This is a genomic window from Klebsiella sp. 64 (assembly GCF_018223915.1).
Classification (GTDB): Bacteria; Pseudomonadota; Gammaproteobacteria; order Enterobacterales; family Enterobacteriaceae; genus Klebsiella; species Klebsiella pneumoniae.
This window is the reverse complement of sequence record NZ_JAGRQZ010000019.1, coordinates 21,331-38,308: the sequence shown is the minus strand read 5'-3', so window position 1 is coordinate 38,308 and position 16,978 is coordinate 21,331. Positions and strand designations below refer to the sequence as shown.

Here is a 16,978-nt window from a genome sequence, read left to right as displayed (position 1 = left end):
ATGGGGTAGGGCAGGGAATAGCCAGCGCCACTCCCGGATAGTCATAATTTAGGCGGGCATCCTGCTCAACGAATATCGTCCGGAAGGTGGAGGGCGGCGCATGATTCTGTGACGCAGTCGATGAATGTCGCGGCGGATAAACAATATGACCCCGAAAACCGGGGCCATCCGTCCTGTCACATTGCGCCTGTTTCTGCCGGGTGGCGGCTGCGCCTTACCCGGCCTACGGTCCGTGCGGCCTGCCTTTAATTTGGCCTCAACCCCCCCCCGTGGGCGCTGCCGCTTACCGGGGCTACAGCGCTGTGCGATTTGGTAGCCCGGAGAAGGCGTAATGCGCCGCCGGGCATTATCAGTTTGTTAGCGGGTCTCGACGTTCGCCAGGTAGTGCTTCACAAAGCGCGGCGTCAGAATTTTCCACTCCACTTCGGTGCCCTGTTTAACAAACCAGCTGTCGCCCGGCGCAAAGCGCTGCGGCTCGCCGCCGGCGACGGTCAGCTCCACTTCGCCCTCCAGCACGGTGGCGTGCTCGGTAAACGGATAGGTCATGGTAAAGCTCCCCTCAGTGGACGAAAACAGTCCGCAGGTAAAGGCGTCCTGCGGCTCGCCGTAGATCATCGCGCCCGCTACCTGCGGGTCGCCGGCGGTCGGCGTCGCGCCGAGCAGGCTGACGCTGCCGATCGGCTGCAGATCAGGTACCGGGTGTTTAAGTTTAAAAGCGTGCATAGCGTTCTCCTGGTTAACTCCGGCCTTTCCAGAAACCGGCGGTTTGATGCATCAGTTTTCCGGCCGTGACTAATAGCAAGCGCAGACTGTCACGACCGTGGATGGTCGCGTGGGGGATGCTGCTCAGCAGGCGATAGCGGTCGGAACCGCCGTTGATCCCTTCGGCGAGGATTTTGCACACGATGTGCGACGGGGTGACGCCGAAGCCGGAGTACCCCTGGACGTAAAAGACGTTGTTATGGTCGCGTAAGGTGCCGATCTGCGGGAACAGGTTGGCGCTACAGGCCATCGGCCCGCCCCACGCAAAATCGATCTTCACATCCCTGAGATAGGGGAAGACCTCCGCCAGCAAGGTGCGGTTCCAGGCGGCGAAATCGTTCGGCGTATACTCCACAAAGCGGGTGGCGCTGCCGAACAGCAGGCGGTTTTCCCGGGTGACGCGGTAGTAGTTAATTACCGGGCGAATATCGCTGAAGGCGCCGCGCAGCGGGCTGATGCGCTCGATCAGTTCATCGGAGAGCGGCTCGGTCGACACCTGGTAGGAGTAAGTGACCAGCGTCTTGTTGTAGATCTCCGGCTCCATATTGTTGAGGAAGCTGTCGCAGGCCCACAGCAGTTTGGCGGCTTTGACGCTGCCCATCGCGGTGCGTACCCGCACCTGTTTGCCGTAATTCACTTCCACCACCGGCGAGGATTCGAAAATCTTCACCCCCAGCGAGTGGGCGGCCTGCGCCGAACCGAGCAGCATATTGAGTGAATGGATCTGGCCGCCGCCCATATGTTTCAGCGCGCCGCAGTAGACCTCGGAGCCCACCACCTGCTGCACCTCTTTTCCGGTATACAGTTCGATCTCTTCATCCGGGGTAGCGGCTTTAAACTCCTTCTCCCACTGGCGCAGCGTTTTAAGCTGTCGCTGGTTATAGGCGAGATAGCCGTAGCCGGGCACGAAATCGGCGTCGATGTTGTATTTGCGGATGCGTTCGCGAATGATGCCCGCGCCGAGGTTGGCGATTTTAAACAGCGTCTCCAGCCCCTCTTTGCCGACGTGCTTTTTTACCGCTTCGATATCGTGGCCGATACCGGCCATCACCTGGCCGCCGTTGCGCCCGGTGCCGCCGTAGCCGAGATGGCGCGCCTCCAGCACTACCACGTTGGTGATCCCCTGTTCCGCCAGCTCAAGGGCGGTGTTAATGCCAGAGAAGCCGCCGCCGATAATTACCACATCGGCTTCAATATCTTCCCGTAGCGCCGGGAAATGGAGGTGATATTTCTTCGTCGCGCCGTAGTAGTTCAGCGCATCGATCTTGATGTTCATCGCGTTACCCTGTGGTCTTGCCTGGCTCAAGACCCTCATCACAGCACGCCGCGCGGGCGTTGAATATCGTCCGGAAGAATGACGTTCTTTAGAACGATAGGCTGCGGCGGGAAGCCGTGCTGTGATGGGTTAACTTTGCTGAAAAACGGGTGCTGACGATGAGCGAGATAACCTTACTGGCGGAAGTGACCGCCTTCTTACGCCAGCCGCACGGGCAGTTTATTGCCGGTCAACGTGAGGCGGGCCGCGGCGCGCCGTTCGCGGTGATCAACCCGGCGACCGGGCGGGCGATTGCCGAGGTCACCGCGGCGGATAGTGACCAGGCGGATCGCGCTATGGAGAGCGCCCGCCAGGCGTTTAGTCAGTGGCGCGAGATGCCGACGCTGGCGCGCGGCGCGCTGCTGCTGAAGCTGGCGGACACGCTGGCAGAGCATCGCGAAGCGCTGGCGCAGCTGGAAAGTCTCTGTTCCGGCAAAACTATCACGCTGGCGCGGATGCTCGAGCTGGACCAGTCGGTGGCGTTCCTGCGCTACTTCGCCGGCTGGGCGGGGAAAGTCACCGGTGAAACGCTGGATGTCTCGCTGCCATCGATGGCCGGGGAGAAATATACCGCCTTTACCCGCCGCCAGCCGCTTGGGGTGGTGGTTGGCATCGTGCCGTGGAACTTCTCCATCATGATTGCCATCTGGAAGCTGGCGGCGGCCCTGGTCTGCGGCTGCACCATCGTCCTCAAGCCGAGCGAATATACGCCGCTGACGCTGCTGCGCGTGGCGGAGCTGGCAAAAGCGGTGGGTATCCCGGATGGGGTGATTAACGTGGTCAACGGCGCCGGCGGCGAGATTGCCCAGCGGCTGATTACGCATCCGGCCTGCGCCAAGGTGAGCTTCACCGGCTCGGTGGCCACCGGTGAAAAAGTCCAGCAGTCGGCCAGTGCGTCAGGTAAACGGGTGACCCTTGAGCTGGGGGGGAAAAACGCCGCGCTGTTCCTCGATGACCTGACGCCGGAGGCGATGGTCAACGGCATTATTGAAGCTGGCTACCTGAACCAGGGGCAGATTTGCGCCGCTGCGGAACGTTTTTATCTGCCGCAGGGAAAACTGGATGCGGTACTGGCGCTGCTGAAAGACAAGCTCAGCGCTTTTGCGCCGGGGTCGCCGCTGGATGAACGGACGCTGATGGGGCCGCTGGCCAACCGCCAGCAGTATGACAAAGTTTTGCGGCTCATTCAGACCGCCCGCGACGAGGGCGATACCATCGTCTGCGGCGGCGAAGCGCTGCCGGGGGAGGGCTATTTCCTGCAGCCGACCGCGGTCAAAGTGCGCAGCGAAGAGAGCACCCTGATGCGGGAGGAGACCTTCGGTCCGGTGTGCAGTTTTATCGGCTATCGCAGTGAAGAAGAGGCGCTGGCGCGGATGAATGCCTCACCGTATGGCCTGGCGGCCAGCGTCTGGTCGGATAATATTCGTCAGGCGCTACGCTACTCGGAGGCGATTGAGGCCGGCATCGTATGGGTCAATATGCATACCTTCCTCGACCCGGCGGTACCGTTCGGCGGCATGAAGGGCTCGGGCATCGGGCGCGAATTCGGCAGCGCGTTTATCGATGATTATACGGAGCTGAAGTCGGTGATGGTGCGCTATTAATCGCCGTTCAGCGACATAGCGCTGTCATGTGTCGCTTTGCGCCAGATAGGCAACACATTGTGTGCCTTCTGGCCCGCAACCCGGGCGGTGCACGGCATCGCTTCCGGGACGCTTTTCCCGTCACGGATCCTTTCTTCCCCTCCTAATCCGCCATTGCCGTAAAAAAAATCAGCAGATTATCTTTTTTGCCCGCCAGGACTTGTTTGACATTAGATAATGAGTATAGTTCTCATTCTCTTTTTCATTCGTAATTTTGGCAAGGTTCGAGCTGCGCCAGTGAGTCGTTCACTAAGAGTCGCGAAGGCGTAGGGTGACGTAAAGACAGCAGGCTGGAAACACACAATATCGGCCGCTGCGCGTCCATCGGGTCATTGATTTTTTATAGGGTTGATCCAATGAAATACACACTTCCGGCGTTGACGCTGGCCATCAGCGCGGCGTTAAGCGGCTGCGCGACGCCTCATTCCTCTGCCGTTTCCCAACCGGTTGTCGACTCGCCAGTCCCTAACGTGGCGCAACCGCTGCAGCGCCAGCTAGCGGAAGGGCTGTACGAGATGGCGTTAAGCCCGCAGGGTGATGCGCTGTACGTCGCCAGCGCTGAAGGCTTTAAAAATGTACAGGGCGGGGCGGTTTACACACTGGATCCGCACACCCTCAATACCATCGGCCTGACGCATACCGATCTGAAAAACTTCGCTTTACAGCTCTCTGCGGAGGGTAAAACGCTGTATGTCAGCAATTCGCTGGACGGCGGCATCAGCGCTATCGACACCGCCACCGGCAAGGTAAAAAACCGCCTGCTGTTCAGCGAGCGCAATGAAAAAGGTCGCCCTTATGGGGCCCGTCAGCTGCTGTTGCTGAATAATACTCTCTACGTTGGCGCGGTCGCCGACCCGGCGCAAATCTGGGTGGTTGACGCCACTACCCTGAAGCTGAAAACGCGGATTAAAAATACCGGTAAATGGATGACCGGCCTGCACTACTCCGCGCAAACCGGTCGCGTGTACGCCGCTAACGGCAGCGGTGAAATTCTGGTGATCAACCCGCGTAACCAACGCATTGAACAGCGCTGGAAGCCGCTGGGCGACAAGCCGGCGCTGCTGCTTAATATGGCCGAAGATAGCGACACCGGCCGTCTGTTCGTGACCGACAACTCGAAAGCGAAAACCACTCTGGTGCTGGATATCCACAGCGGCAAGCTGCTTAAACAGCTCGACGTCGGCGATTCGCTGGCGGTGCAGTTCAATAAGAAACGCCACGAAATTTATATTTCACAGCGTGAATCCGGCAAGGTCATCAGCCTTGACGCCAGCCGCTACACGCTGAAGAAAAGCTGGGCGCTGCCGGCCAATCCCAACAGCTTGCTGCTTTCCGCCGATGGTCAGACGCTGTTTGTCACCGTCAAACAGCCCTTCAATAAAGACCACTCCACTAAAGGCCCGGACAGCGTCGTACGTATCGACCTGAACGCGCAATAAAAATAACGGGTCCGGCGACGGGCCCTTTGATTCATTTATCCTCATCCATGGGGCAAATTATGCACACCACGCACTATTCATCCTTCCCGCTGCGTAAAACGCTGCTGGCCTTAGCCATCGGCGCCGCCAGTCAAACGGCGATGGCCGCGGACGCTGCCGCCGCGAAGCAGCCTGGCGAAGAGACCCTCATCGTCGAGGCTAACGAAACCAGCGATTTTAAATCCGGCGGCGACCTGGTGGTTCCGGCATTCCTCGATGGCCAGATCGCCCACGGCGGCCGTCTGGGGATGCTTGGCGAACAAAAAGCGATGGACGTCCCGTTTAACGTCATCGGCTATACCTCGAAGATGATTCAGGATCAGCAGGCGAAAACTATCGCCGATGTCGTCAGTAACGACGCTGGCGTGCAGGCCGTACAGGGCTACGGCAACTTCGCCGAGACCTATCGAATCCGCGGGTTTAAGCTCGATGGCGATGACATGACGATGGGCGGCCTGGCGGGCGTGGTGCCGCGTCAGGTGATGGACACCCAGATGCTGGAGCGCGTTGAAATTTTCAAAGGGGCTAACAGCCTGCTTAACGGCGCGGCCAGCAGCGGCGTCGGCGGGATGATTAACCTCGAGCCGAAGCGGGCGGAAGATCTGCCGACCGCACGCGTTGGCGTCGACTATACCTCTGATTCTCAGGTGGGCGGCACCCTCGACCTGGGGCGCCGTTTCGGCGACAACAACCAGTTCGGCGCCCGGGTCAACCTGGTGCACCGCGAGGGTGAAGGCGCTATCGATAATGATAAACGCCGTACCACGCTGGCTTCGCTGGGGCTTGATTACCGCGGCGACCGTTTCCGCTCCTCGCTCGATTTCGGCTATCAGAAGAAAACGTTCCACGGCGGTACGATGGGCGTCAATATCAGCGGCGTGGATTTCGTTCCGGCGCTGCCGGACAACAGCAAAAACTACAGCCAGAAGTGGGGCTATAGCGATATTGAAAGCGAGTTCGGCATGGCGAAGGCAGAATATGACCTGACCGATAGCTGGACGGTATACAGCGCCCTCGGCGGCCAGCATTCGCATGAAATTGGTACCTACAGCGCGCCGAAGCTTCTGAATAAAACGGCGATGCGACGGTGGGCCGCCTGGATACTAACCGCATTATCGACGCGATCAGCGGCATGGGCGGGGTACGCGGCGATTTCAATACCGGCGCGATTTCGCATAAGGTGAACCTCGGCTATGCGGCGCAGGTGCATACCGATGCGACCGCCTGGCGGATGTCGGCGAAGAATCCGACCACCAATATCTATGACAACCGTGATGTGGCGATGCCGGATAACGCCTATTTTGGCGGCAACTACCACGATCCGCTGGTCACCTCGCGCAGCCGTACGCAGGGCTGGCTGCTGAGTGATACCCTCGGCTTCTTTAACGATAAAGTGCTGTTTACCGCCGCCGCTCGTCATCAGAAAGTGGTTGTGCGCAACTACAGCAACGCCACCGGGCTGGAAGATACCTCTTCGCGTTATACCCAAAGCCGCTGGATGCCGACGTTTGGCCTGGTGTACAAGCCGTGGGAGCAGCTGTCGCTGTATGCTAACCATACCGAAGCGCTGCAGCCGGGCTCTGTGGCGCCGACGACGGCGGCCAATGCCGGGCAGAGTACCGGGATCGCGCACTCGAAGCAGGACGAAGTGGGCGTCAAGATCGACTACGGTACGATCGGAGGATCGCTGGCGCTGTTTGAAATCAAAAAACCGAACGCCATTTCCGATACCGCTGGCAATTACGGCCTCGACGGCGAGCAGCGTAACCGCGGCGTAGAGATGAACGTCTTTGGCGAGCCGATGCTGGGACTGCGTCTTAACGCCAGTACCGTCTGGCTGGATGCCAAACAGACTAAAACCGCTGAAGGCGCCACCGACGGTAAAGATGCCATCGGGGTGGCTAACTTCTACGCGGTGCTCGGCGCCGAGTATGATATCAAGCCGGTGGAAGGCCTGACCGCGACCGCGCGCGTCAATCATAGCGGCTCGCAGTATGCCGATGCGGCCAATACCAAGAAGCTGGATAGCTACACCACCCTGGATTTAGGCCTGCGCTATCGTATGCGTCTGAACGCCGACCAGAACGAAATGATCTGGCGCGTCGGGGTGACCAACGTGACCAACGAGAAGTACTGGTCTGGCATTGACGATACCGGTACCTATCTGTTCGAAGGCGATCCGCGTACCGTCCGCGTCTCAATGAGCTACGACTTCTGACGCTAAAAAAGCGGGGCGGGCGGCTGACGCTCGCCCCACGCAACTTGCGACAATCCCCCCTAAGTGATAAAAGGTGCCCCTTCACAAAAACACACAGGGGAACGACGTGAAAGACGCGTCAACGTCGTCGGAGACCGTCACGGAAAGTGGCCCGACGCTTCATCGCGGTTTACAGAACCGACATATTCAACTTATCGCCCTTGGCGGCGCGATTGGCACCGGCCTGTTTCTCGGCATTGGTCCCGCGATTCAAATGGCCGGCCCGGCGGTCTTACTGGGCTACGCCGTGGCCGGGATTGTCGCTTTTCTGATCATGCGCCAGCTGGGCGAAATGGTGGTGGAAGAGCCAGTATCCGGTTCCTTTGCCCACTTTGCCTATAAGTACTGGGGGCCGTTCGCCGGCTTTCTCTCCGGCTGGAACTACTGGGTGATGTTCGTGCTGGTAGGGATGGCGGAGCTGACCGCCGCCGGGATCTATATGCAGTACTGGCTTCCCGACGTGCCCACCTGGGTTTGGGCGGCGGCTTTCTTCATCATTATTAACGCCGTCAACCTGGTCAACGTACGCTTGTATGGCGAAGCGGAGTTCTGGTTCGCGCTGATCAAGGTGCTGGCGATTATCGGCATGATTGCCTTCGGCCTGTGGATGCTGTTCGGCGGCCACGGCGGCAGCAAAGCCGGGTTCGACAATCTGTGGAAACACGGCGGCTTCCTCGCCACCGGCTGGCACGGACTTATTCTGTCGCTGGCGGTGATCATGTTCTCCTTCGGCGGGCTGGAGCTTATCGGCATCACCGCCGCCGAAGCGCAAAACCCGGAAAAGAGCATTCCCAAAGCGGTCAATCAGGTGGTCTATCGTATCCTGCTGTTCTATATCGGTTCGCTGGTGGTGCTGCTGGCGCTCTACCCGTGGGTGGAGATCAAATCCGACAGCAGCCCGTTTGTGATGATTTTCCATAATCTGGACAGCAACCTGGTGGCCTCCGCGCTGAACTTCGTCATTCTGGTGGCCTCGCTGTCGGTGTATAACAGCGGTGTGTACTCCAACAGCCGGATGCTGTTCGGCCTGTCGGTGCAGGGTAATGCGCCGAAATTTCTCGCCCGCGTCAGCAAGCGCGGCGTGCCGGTGAACTCCCTGCTGCTCTCCGGGATTATCACTTCGCTGGTGGTGGTGCTGAACTACCTGCTGCCGCATGAAGCGCTGGGGCTGCTGATGGCCCTGGTGGTGGCGACGTTGCTGCTGAACTGGATCATGATCTGTATGGCGCACCTGAAGTTCCGCGCCGCCCAGCGCCGCAAAGGGCGCGAATCGAAGTTCAAAGCGCTGCTGGCGCCCGCCAGCAACTACTTCTGCATTGCTTTCCTTGGGCTGATCCTGGCGCTGATGTGCACTATCGACGGCATGCGTCTGTCGGCGATCCTGCTGCCGGTGTGGATCCTGTTCCTGTTTATCGCCTTCAAACTGCTGCGCCGCCCGGCGTAAGCGAGATGCCCCGCCGTCCGGCGGGGCTGCCTGCCTTTTTATTGTGATCCTCTTCGCAGGCGGCGCATTTGCCTGGCGATCTTCTTTTTGTAATCGATTACTTTTGTTTTGAGCGGTTTTGTAATCGATTACTTTTCTGAGGGCGAGCAACATGGTCACAACAACAGAAGGTCGGGAAAGTGTCCGCGTGAGCCACCGTTTTCTGGTGCCGCGGCTGTCGTTAATGATGTTTATGCAGTTTTTTATCTGGGGCAGCTGGTCGGTGACCCTGGGGCTGGTGATGACCCGCTATGAGATGTCATTGCTGATCGGCGATGCGTTCTCCGCCGGGCCGATCGCCTCCATCTTGTCTCCCTTTGTGCTGGGGATGCTGGTGGATCGCTTTTTCGCCTCGCAGAAGGTGATGGCGGTGATGCACCTGGCCGGGGCGGCGATCCTGTGGTTTGTCCCGCAGGCGCTGGTGGCGCAGAACGGCGCCCTGCTGATTGGCCTGCTGTTCGGCTATACGCTGTGCTATATGCCGACCCTGGCGCTGACCAACAATATCGCCTTCCACAGCCTGGCCAATGTCGATAAAACCTTCCCGGTGGTCCGCGTGTTCGGCACCATCGGCTGGATTATCGCCGGGATCTGCATCGGGGTGACCGGTATCTCTGATACCACCGGCATCTTCACGCTGGCGGCGCTCTGTTCGGTCGCGCTGGCGCTCTACAGCCTGACGCTGCCGCACACCCCGGCGCCGGCCAAAGGCATGCCGGTTCAGTTTCGCGACCTGCTGTGCGCGGACGCCTTCGCGCTGCTGAAAACCCGCCATTTCCTGATTTTCTCCCTCTGCGCCACCTTAATTTCCGTGCCGTTAGGCACCTATTACGCCTATACCGCGTCGTATCTGGCGGATGCCGGCGTCAAAGATGTCAGCACCGCGATGTCCTTCGGTCAGATGTCAGAGATCGTCTTTATGCTGGTGATCCCGTTGCTGTTCCGTCGCCTCGGGGTGAAATACATGCTGCTCATCGGCATGGCGGCGTGGTTCGTCCGCTACGCCTTTTTCGCTCTCGGAGTCAGCGAGGAGGGGCGCTTCCTGCTCTATCTGGGCATTTTGCTGCACGGCGTGTGCTATGACTTTTTCTTTGTCGTTGGCTTTATCTACACCGACCGCGTGGCGGGCGAGAAGGTAAAAGGCCAGGCGCAGAGCATGATTGTGATGTTCACCTACGGGATCGGCATGCTGCTGGGCTCGCAGATCTCCGGCGCGCTGTATAACCATCTGGTGGCCGGCCAGAGCGTGCCTCAGGCCTGGGTGACCTTCTGGTGGATCCCGGCGGTGGCCGCCGCGGTTATCGCGCTGATTTTCCTTTTCTCTTTCCAGTACAACGAGAAAGAGCCGCACTAATTTTTCAGGAGGGGGTATGAAAACGATTAAGGGACCGGGCATTTTTCTGGCGCAGTTTATCGGGCCGCAGGCGCCGTTCAACACCCTGGCGGGGATAGCGCAGTGGGCCGCCGGCCTGGGGTACAAGGCATTGCAGATCCCCTGCAACCACCCGGCGATTTTTGATGTCGAGCGGGCGGCGGCGAGCCAGACCTACTGCGACGAGGTCAGCGGCATCCTGGCGGAGCATGGGCTGGTGATCAGCGAGCTGTCCACTCACCTTGAAGGACAGCTGGTGGCGGTGCATCCGGCGTATGACGCGGCGTTTGACGCCTTTGCCCCGGCGGCGCTGCATGGCGATCCGCAGGCGCGCCAGCGCTGGGCGGTGGAGAAAGTGCGCCAGGCGGCGGTAGCCTCCGGCCGCCTGGGGCTGCAGGCGCACGCGACCTTTTCCGGGGCGCTGGCATGGCCCTTTTTTTATCCGTGGCCGCCGCATAATCAGCCGCTTCTGGATGAGGCCTTTGCCGAGCTGGCCCGGCGCTGGCGGCCGCTGCTGGACCTCTTCGACGAGCAGGGGGTCGATGTCTGCTATGAGATCCACCCCGGCGAAGACCTGCACGATGGCGTGACCTTTGAGCGTTTTCTTGCGCTGGTGGATAACCATCCGCGCTGCAATATGCTCTATGACCCGAGCCACCTGCATCTGCAGCAGATGGACTACTTGGCCTATATCGATATCTATCATGCGCGTATTAAAGCGTTTCACGTCAAGGACGCCGAATTTCGCCGCAACGGGCGCAATGGCGTCTACGGTGGATACCAGCCCTGGCAGCAGCGGGCCGGGCGTTTCCGCTCTCCCGGCGACGGGCAGATCGACTTCAAAGGGGTGTTCAGTAAGCTGACCGAATATGATTTTGCCGGCTGGGCGGTGCTGGAGTGGGAGTGCTGCCTGAAGGATAGTGAGACCGGCGCGCGCGAGGGCAGCGAGTTTATCCGCCGCCATATCATTCCCGTTGCCGGACGGGCCTTCGATGACTTTGCCGCCGGCGGGAGGGAATAACATGATTCAGGTCGCGATTATAGGGGCAGGGTTTATTGGCCCGGCGCATCTGGAGGCGCTGCGGCGGCTGGGAGATGTCGAGGTGGTGGCGCTGTGCGACAGCCGCCTTGAGGCGGCGCAGCGCAAGGCGCGAGCGCTGAACATTGCCCATGCCTACGACAGCGTGGAGGCGCTGCTGGCCCATCCGGGGCTGCAGGTGGTGCATAACTGTACGCCCAACCATCTACATGCCCAGATTAATCGGCAGATCCTCGCCGCCGGGCTGCACGTCTTCTCGGAAAAGCCGCTGTGTATGACGGCGGAGGAGGCGCGGGAACTGGTGGCGCTTGCCGCCCGGGCCGGCGTGGTGCATGGCGTCAGCTTCGTCTATCGCCAGTTCGCTATGGTCCAGCAGGCGGCGGCGATGATCCGCCATGGCGAGGTCGGCAGAATCTTCGCGGCCCACGGCAGCTATCTGCAGGACTGGATGCTGCTGGAGACCGACTACAACTGGCGGGTCGATTCGGCGCAGGGCGGCGCGTCGCGGACGGTGGCCGACATCGGCTCCCACTGGTGCGATACCGTGCAGTTTATGACCGGTCGGCGGATTGTCGAGGTGATGGCGGATCTGTCTATCGTCTGGCCAACGCGTAAAGCGCCGGTCAATGGCAAAGCGACCTTCAGCGCCGTTCACGAGGCGCAGGCATATGAAACGCGGCCTGTCGATACCGAGGACTTTGGCTCGGTGCTGTTGCGTTTTGACGATGGCAGCAAAGGCAGCTTTATGGTCTCTCAGGTGAGCGCCGGGCGGAAAAACCGTCTGGCGGTGGAGATTAACGGCAGCCTCTGTTCTCTGGCCTGGGATCAGGAAGTGCCCCAGCGGCTGTGGATCGGCCACCGCGAGCAGCCGGATCGCCTGCTCAGCGATGACCCGAGCCTGCTGCGGCCGGAAATCGCTGACAGCGCCCATTACCCCGGCGGCCATATTGAGGGCTGGCCGGACGCCTTTAAGAATATGATGGGGCATTTTTATCAGGCGGTGCGCGCCGGGAAGATGCCGGCGGCCGGGGCCCGGCGCTTCGCCGCTTTCGACGACGGCGCCGATGTGATGTACATCATCGAGGCGATCGTCAAAAGCCATCAGCAGCAGCGCTGGGTCAGCGTCGAACGCTGAGCGCAGGTGGGGCGCAGGATTATTTCACCCCAAGATAGCCGTCGAGATAGGCACCGGAGAGCTCGTTGCCGAACAGGACGGCATCTTTATTTTCCATCGCATTATCCCATTTGTCGCTGGCATTGCCGGTGAAAGCGTGCTCGGTGCGGGTGCCCTGCGCCGCCTGCTGTTTGATGGCTTCCGCGGTGCGGCGGGCATCGCTTTCGCTCATGCCAGCGGCTTTATCCTGCTGTCCGCGGGCATACATCGCCGTAAAGGTCGGCAGGTTTAAACGGTAATTTTCCTGGCGGTTGACGGTGAAGTTGCCGCCGACAAAATCGGAGCGGTGGGCGACGAAGGCGTAGGCATGGCGTTCCGGTGACGATTTTGACGAGGTGCAGCCGGTGATCGTTGCCAGGGCACAGCTGAGGGCGAGAACCGCGGTGGTGAGCCTCATGGGGATATCATCCTTAATCATAAAAGAAAAAATGGGGCGCAGGCGGTCTGTTGCGCCTCCTGCGCTAATGAGAATATGAAACGGCAAAAGGATGCGCGTTAACGGGGCGGGAGAGAAGCCCTGATTATTAATAGTTTCCCGGGACACCGTCTCGCTGAGCTACGCTTTCGCGCCAGGCTGGCAGGCCAATCAGAGGTCATTTATGATAGCCTGCAGGATCCACCTCTATCGCAGGAAGTGCAGGGTTTATGTCTATTCAGAAAATTGCTCGTCTGGCCGGCGTCTCGGTGGCCACGGTGTCGCGGGTGCTGAACAACAGCGATACGGTAAAAGCCAAAAACCGTGAGCGCGTACTGCAGGCGATCAAAGAGAGCAACTATCAGCCGAACCTGCTGGCGCGTCAGCTGCGAACCGCCCGCAGCAATATGATCCTGGTGATGGTCTCCAATATCGCTAACCCCTTTTGCGCCGAGGTGGTGAAGGGGATAGAAGAAGAGGCGGAGAAGAATGGCTATCGCATTCTGCTGTGTAACTCCGGGTCGGATCTGGCCCGCTCGACCTCGGGCCTGCAGCTACTCTCCGGCAAAATGGTCGACGGCATTATTACCATGAACGCGCTCTCCAGCCTGCCGGAACTGACCACCATGATTGGCGACGCGCCCTGGGTGCAGTGCGCGGAGTATGCCGACACCGGCAGCATCTCCTGCGTCGGGATTAACGACGTTGAGGCGGCTCAGGGGGCGGTATCCCGGTTGGCCGATAGCGGCCGCCGCCGCATCGCGCTCATTAATCACGACCTTAGCTATCGCTATGCCCGCCTGCGCGAGCGCGGCTATAAAAGCGTGCTGCACGTGCACGGTCTGGCGTATCAGCAGGTGACCTACGCGCAGGATCTTAGCGCGGCGGCCGGTAAACGGGCGATGGAGCAACTGCTGTCGCAAGACGAGAAGCCCGATGCGGTGTTTGCCGTTTCGGACTCCCTCGCCGCCGGGGCGCTGCGGGCTATCGCCCAGGCCGGACTGCGGGTGCCGGGGGATATCGCGGTGATCGGCTTCGATGGCACCGAGCTGGCGGAAGTGGTCTCCCCGCAGCTGACCACCGTCGAACAGCCCTCCCGGGCGATCGGCCGTACGGCGGTGTCTCTACTGATGAAACGCATCGACGATCCCGACGCTGCCGTCGAACGGGTGATGATGGACTGGCGCGTGATAGACCGCGCCAGCGTCTGAGGATCAGCGGGAGAAGGCGCCGGTCAGCGCGCGAATATCGTTGCCGGTGGGCGTTTGATGAATGCGTAAGCCAAACTCATCCACCACGGCGAAGACATGGTCGAAAATATCCGCCTGGATCCCCTCATATTCCGCCCATACCACGGTGTTGGTGAAGCAGTAGATCTCGATCGGCAAGCCGTTGGCATCCGGCGCCAGCTGGCGCACCATCAGGGTCATATCCTGGCGGATGCGTGGATGATGGCGTAAATACTCCTGCAGATAGGCGCGGAAGGTGCCGACATTGGTCATTCGCCGCTCATTGAGAACCGACTGTTCCCCGGCGTACTGCTGGTTCCAGGCGCTAATCTCCTCGTGGCGCGAATCCATATAGGGTTTGAGTAATTTCGCCCGGATCAGGCGCTGCTTCTCCTGTTCGTCAAGAAAATGAATGCTGGTGGTGTCGATGTTAAGGCTGCGTTTGATGCGGCGGCCGCCGGAGGCCGACATGCCGCTCCAGTTTTTAAACGAGTCGGAGACCAGCGACCAGGTCGGAATGGTGGTGATGGTATTGTCCCAGTTGCGCACCTTGACCGTGGTGAGGCCGATATCGATCACCGCGCCGTCGGCGCCGTACTTTGGCATCTCCAGCCAGTCGCCAAGCTTGAGCATATCGTTGGCCGAGAGCTGAATACCGGCCACCAGACCGAGGATCGGATCTTTAAACACCAGCATCAGCACCGCGGCCATCGCGCCGAGCCCGCTAATCAGGATCGCTGGCGATTGGCCTATCAGTAGCGAAATAATCAGAATGCCGATAATAATCGCCGTCACCAGCTTAATTCCCTGGAATATGCCCTTCAGCGGCAGCTGTGAGGCGGCGGGAAATTTCTGCGCCAGCTTTAAAATGACATCCAGCAGCGAGAAGAAGGACAGCATGGCATATATCATCACCCATAGCTGAGCCACGGTGGTTAATATTTCCGCGGCCTCGCTGCCTTTTTGCAGCCACAGCACCGCCTGCACATTGACGATGATCCCCTGCAGGGTAAAGGCCAGTCGGTGAAAGAGTTTATTCTGCGTGATGATTTGCAGCCACAGATGGCTGCTGGCCAGCGCCCGTTTTTCAAATGCGCGCAGGACCACTTTGTGCAATATCAGATGCACGACCACGGCGGTGAACAAGATAATGCCGAAGATAATCATCAGCGAGCGGGTGGGGGTTATTTCGATTCCTAAGGCGGCAATTTGCGATATTAATTCCTGCATAACGTCTCCTGAATATCCAGCGGGTATGATGACCGCTGGATAGCTATTATGCAAATTACCGCCGCCGGTATTACGAGGCCACCGTCGCCGGCTGTCGGTTGAGGTGATGGCGCAGCCACAGCGCTATCGCCCCCAGCAACAGCATCATGGCCACCTCGACCAGCAGAATATCAATCAGCGCCTGCGGATAGTTGCCGCCGCCGCGACGGGCCAGCGCCAGGAACAGCGAACCAAGGATAGCCGGTCCGAGACCGAGGGTCGCCTGCTGCAGGGTGCTGAGGATTGCGCTCCCGGCCCCGGCGTCGCTGGCGCTGATATCGCGCATACCAATCCGATAAAAGCTGTTGACGATCAGCGCCTGGCCATAGCCGATCAGCGCCGTGGCGGGGACCAGCGTCAGGGCGCTGGTGGCGACGCCGAAGCGGGAGAAGGTGGCGCACAGCAGCAAGAGTCCGGCGATCTGTACCGCCAGACCGGTCAGCAGGATCCGCCCCATGCTGTAGCGGGCGATAAGCCGCGGGGCATACAGCGCCGAAATAAAATAGGCCACGCCGAGGGCGATAAAGCTATTGCCGGACTGCCACGGCGCCATCCCCAGTCCCTCCTGCATGGTCAGCGCCATGCAGAACATAAAGCCGGACCAGGCGCTGAAAAACAGCAGGGCGATGGCCATCCCGAAGCGGATGCTGGTCAACTGCAGCAGACGCGGCGGCAGCAGGGGATGGTCGCCACGCTGCTGCTGGCGCAGGGCGCTCTGACGCATGGCGAACAGCAGCGGCAGGACCGCCACCAGCATCAGCTGCAGCCACAGCGGCCAGTGCAGCTCCGGACCGAGGGCCATCGGGAACAGCAGGCAGCAGAGGATCAGCGCGAGGTACAGCGTACCCTGCCAGTCAATCCGCGACGGCGTCTCGCGACGGGTTTCCGGCACATAGCGGCGGCTCAGAGCCAGCACCAGCAGGCAGATCGGCACATTGATAAAAAAGGCGTTGCGCCAGCCCAGCCCGGCGATGTCCGCCGACACCAGCCAGCCGCCGCCCATCTGACCGACGATAAAGGCAATCCCGCCGATCCCGCCATACAGGCTGATGGCCCGGGCGTGGGCGGGGCCTTTGAGGGTGACGTGCAGGGTCGCGAGGATCTGCGGCACAATCAGCGCCGCCCCGGCGCCCTGCAGGGTGCGGGCCGCCAGCAGGGCGCCGATGCTGTTCGCCATCCCGCACAGCAGGGAAGCGATGCCAAAGAGGGCGACGCCCCACATAAACAGGCGCCGGCGGCCATAGTTATCGCCAAGCTTACTGCCCATCGCCAGGCAGACGGCAAAGGCGACGCCGTACAGCGCGACGATAAGCTCCAGCTGCGTGGCGCTGGCCGCCAGGGTGTGGGTGATGGCGTCCAGCGCCACATTGGTGATCGAGGTATCAATAAGCGGCAGCATCTGGCCGCTCAGCAGCAGCAACAGACCGGCGCGGCCGGGTGAAACAGCAGACGTATTCATGGGATTCTCCATTGCGTCATTCAGCAGACCGACGTAGCATTACCGATAAATTAAACGGGTACCAGTTCCTGTCTATACTGGTA

The 16,978-nt window shown here is 60.2% G+C and carries 12 protein-coding genes and 1 pseudogene; 8 read left to right on the top strand and 5 right to left on the bottom strand.

Features of this window, described 5'->3' with window-relative positions:
- Nucleotides 1–357: 357 nt before the first annotated feature.
- A complete protein-coding gene (locus KHQ23_RS14840) occupies nt 358–723 on the bottom strand; it encodes a cupin domain-containing protein (RefSeq protein WP_002892824.1) in 366 nt (121 codons plus the stop codon).
- A gap of 13 nt (nt 724–736) precedes the next feature.
- On the bottom strand, nt 737–2,038 hold the full coding sequence (locus tag KHQ23_RS14835; RefSeq protein ID WP_004176990.1) for an FAD-binding oxidoreductase: 1,302 nt from the start codon (nt 2,036–2,038) through the stop codon (nt 737–739).
- 158 nt (nt 2,039–2,196) lie between these two features.
- Between KHQ23_RS14835 and KHQ23_RS14830 the strand changes: the two genes are divergently transcribed.
- From KHQ23_RS14830 to KHQ23_RS14800, 7 genes and pseudogenes are all read left to right on the top strand, one after another.
- Nucleotides 2,197–3,681 carry an aldehyde dehydrogenase family protein gene (locus tag KHQ23_RS14830; protein ID WP_004178887.1) on the top strand — a complete coding sequence of 495 codons (1,485 nt, stop codon included), beginning with the start codon at nt 2,197–2,199 and terminating at the stop codon, nt 3,679–3,681.
- 395 nt (nt 3,682–4,076) lie between these two features.
- Nucleotides 4,077–5,159 (top strand): YncE family protein, encoded by a 1,083-nt coding sequence (locus tag KHQ23_RS14825; RefSeq protein WP_004147457.1) that lies wholly within the window; start codon nt 4,077–4,079, stop codon nt 5,157–5,159.
- A gap of 59 nt (nt 5,160–5,218) precedes the next feature.
- Nucleotides 5,219–7,416, top strand: a pseudogene (locus KHQ23_RS14820) (TonB-dependent receptor).
- A 106-nt stretch (nt 7,417–7,522) separates the two neighbouring features.
- Nucleotides 7,523–8,899: a phenylalanine transporter gene (pheP, locus tag KHQ23_RS14815; RefSeq protein ID WP_004151811.1), complete on the top strand. Its 1,377-nt coding sequence runs from the start codon at nt 7,523–7,525 to the stop codon at nt 8,897–8,899.
- Between the two features lie 187 nt (nt 8,900–9,086).
- Entirely contained in the window at nt 9,087–10,292 is a 1,206-nt protein-coding gene (locus KHQ23_RS14810; RefSeq protein WP_004198867.1) for an MFS transporter, read from the top strand.
- A 16-nt stretch (nt 10,293–10,308) separates the two neighbouring features.
- Entirely contained in the window at nt 10,309–11,331 is a 1,023-nt protein-coding gene (locus KHQ23_RS14805) for a sugar phosphate isomerase/epimerase (RefSeq protein WP_016946856.1), read from the top strand.
- Between the two features lies 1 nt (nt 11,332).
- The gene (locus tag KHQ23_RS14800) at nt 11,333–12,484 is read left to right on the top strand and encodes a Gfo/Idh/MocA family protein (RefSeq protein ID WP_004183287.1); all 1,152 of its coding nucleotides are present in this window, start codon (nt 11,333–11,335) and stop codon (nt 12,482–12,484) included.
- Nucleotides 12,485–12,503: 19 nt separating this feature from the next.
- On the opposite strand, the gene KHQ23_RS14795 is transcribed toward KHQ23_RS14800, so the two are convergent.
- Nucleotides 12,504–12,920: an Exc2 family lipoprotein gene (locus tag KHQ23_RS14795; RefSeq protein WP_004151814.1), complete on the bottom strand. Its 417-nt coding sequence runs from the start codon at nt 12,918–12,920 to the stop codon at nt 12,504–12,506.
- Between the two features lie 248 nt (nt 12,921–13,168).
- On the opposite strand from KHQ23_RS14795, the gene KHQ23_RS14790 reads away from it, so the two are divergent.
- On the top strand, nt 13,169–14,149 hold the full coding sequence (locus KHQ23_RS14790) for a LacI family DNA-binding transcriptional regulator (protein WP_002892939.1): 981 nt from the start codon (nt 13,169–13,171) through the stop codon (nt 14,147–14,149).
- 3 nt (nt 14,150–14,152) lie between these two features.
- Here KHQ23_RS14790 and KHQ23_RS14785 read toward each other — a convergent pair whose 3' ends face one another.
- Together KHQ23_RS14785 and KHQ23_RS14780 are read right to left on the bottom strand one after the other, a co-directional pair.
- Nucleotides 14,153–15,397, bottom strand: coding sequence for a mechanosensitive ion channel family protein (locus KHQ23_RS14785; protein WP_032410975.1), 1,245 nt, complete (start codon nt 15,395–15,397; stop codon nt 14,153–14,155).
- A gap of 70 nt (nt 15,398–15,467) precedes the next feature.
- On the bottom strand, nt 15,468–16,895 hold the full coding sequence (locus KHQ23_RS14780) for an MFS transporter (RefSeq protein WP_032410977.1): 1,428 nt from the start codon (nt 16,893–16,895) through the stop codon (nt 15,468–15,470).
- Nucleotides 16,896–16,978 lie beyond the last annotated feature (83 nt).

Excerpts from the sequence above, each read along its gene's own strand:
- KHQ23_RS14780 (WP_032410977.1), bottom strand. The coding sequence starts at position 16,895 with ATGAATACGTCTGCTGTTTCACCCGGCCGCGCCGGTCTGTTGCTGCTG.
- KHQ23_RS14800 (WP_004183287.1), top strand. The coding sequence starts at position 11,333 with ATGATTCAGGTCGCGATTATAGGGGCAGGGTTTATTGGCCCGGCGCAT.
- KHQ23_RS14830 (WP_004178887.1), top strand. The coding sequence starts at position 2,197 with ATGAGCGAGATAACCTTACTGGCGGAAGTGACCGCCTTCTTACGCCAG.
- KHQ23_RS14785 (WP_032410975.1), bottom strand. The coding sequence starts at position 15,397 with ATGCAGGAATTAATATCGCAAATTGCCGCCTTAGGAATCGAAATAACC.
- KHQ23_RS14790 (WP_002892939.1), top strand. The coding sequence starts at position 13,169 with ATGTCTATTCAGAAAATTGCTCGTCTGGCCGGCGTCTCGGTGGCCACG.
- KHQ23_RS14805 (WP_016946856.1), top strand. The coding sequence starts at position 10,309 with ATGAAAACGATTAAGGGACCGGGCATTTTTCTGGCGCAGTTTATCGGG.
- KHQ23_RS14795 (WP_004151814.1), bottom strand. The coding sequence starts at position 12,920 with ATGAGGCTCACCACCGCGGTTCTCGCCCTCAGCTGTGCCCTGGCAACG.
- KHQ23_RS14825 (WP_004147457.1), top strand. The coding sequence starts at position 4,077 with ATGAAATACACACTTCCGGCGTTGACGCTGGCCATCAGCGCGGCGTTA.
- KHQ23_RS14840 (WP_002892824.1), bottom strand. The coding sequence starts at position 723 with ATGCACGCTTTTAAACTTAAACACCCGGTACCTGATCTGCAGCCGATC.
- KHQ23_RS14835 (WP_004176990.1), bottom strand. The coding sequence starts at position 2,038 with ATGAACATCAAGATCGATGCGCTGAACTACTACGGCGCGACGAAGAAA.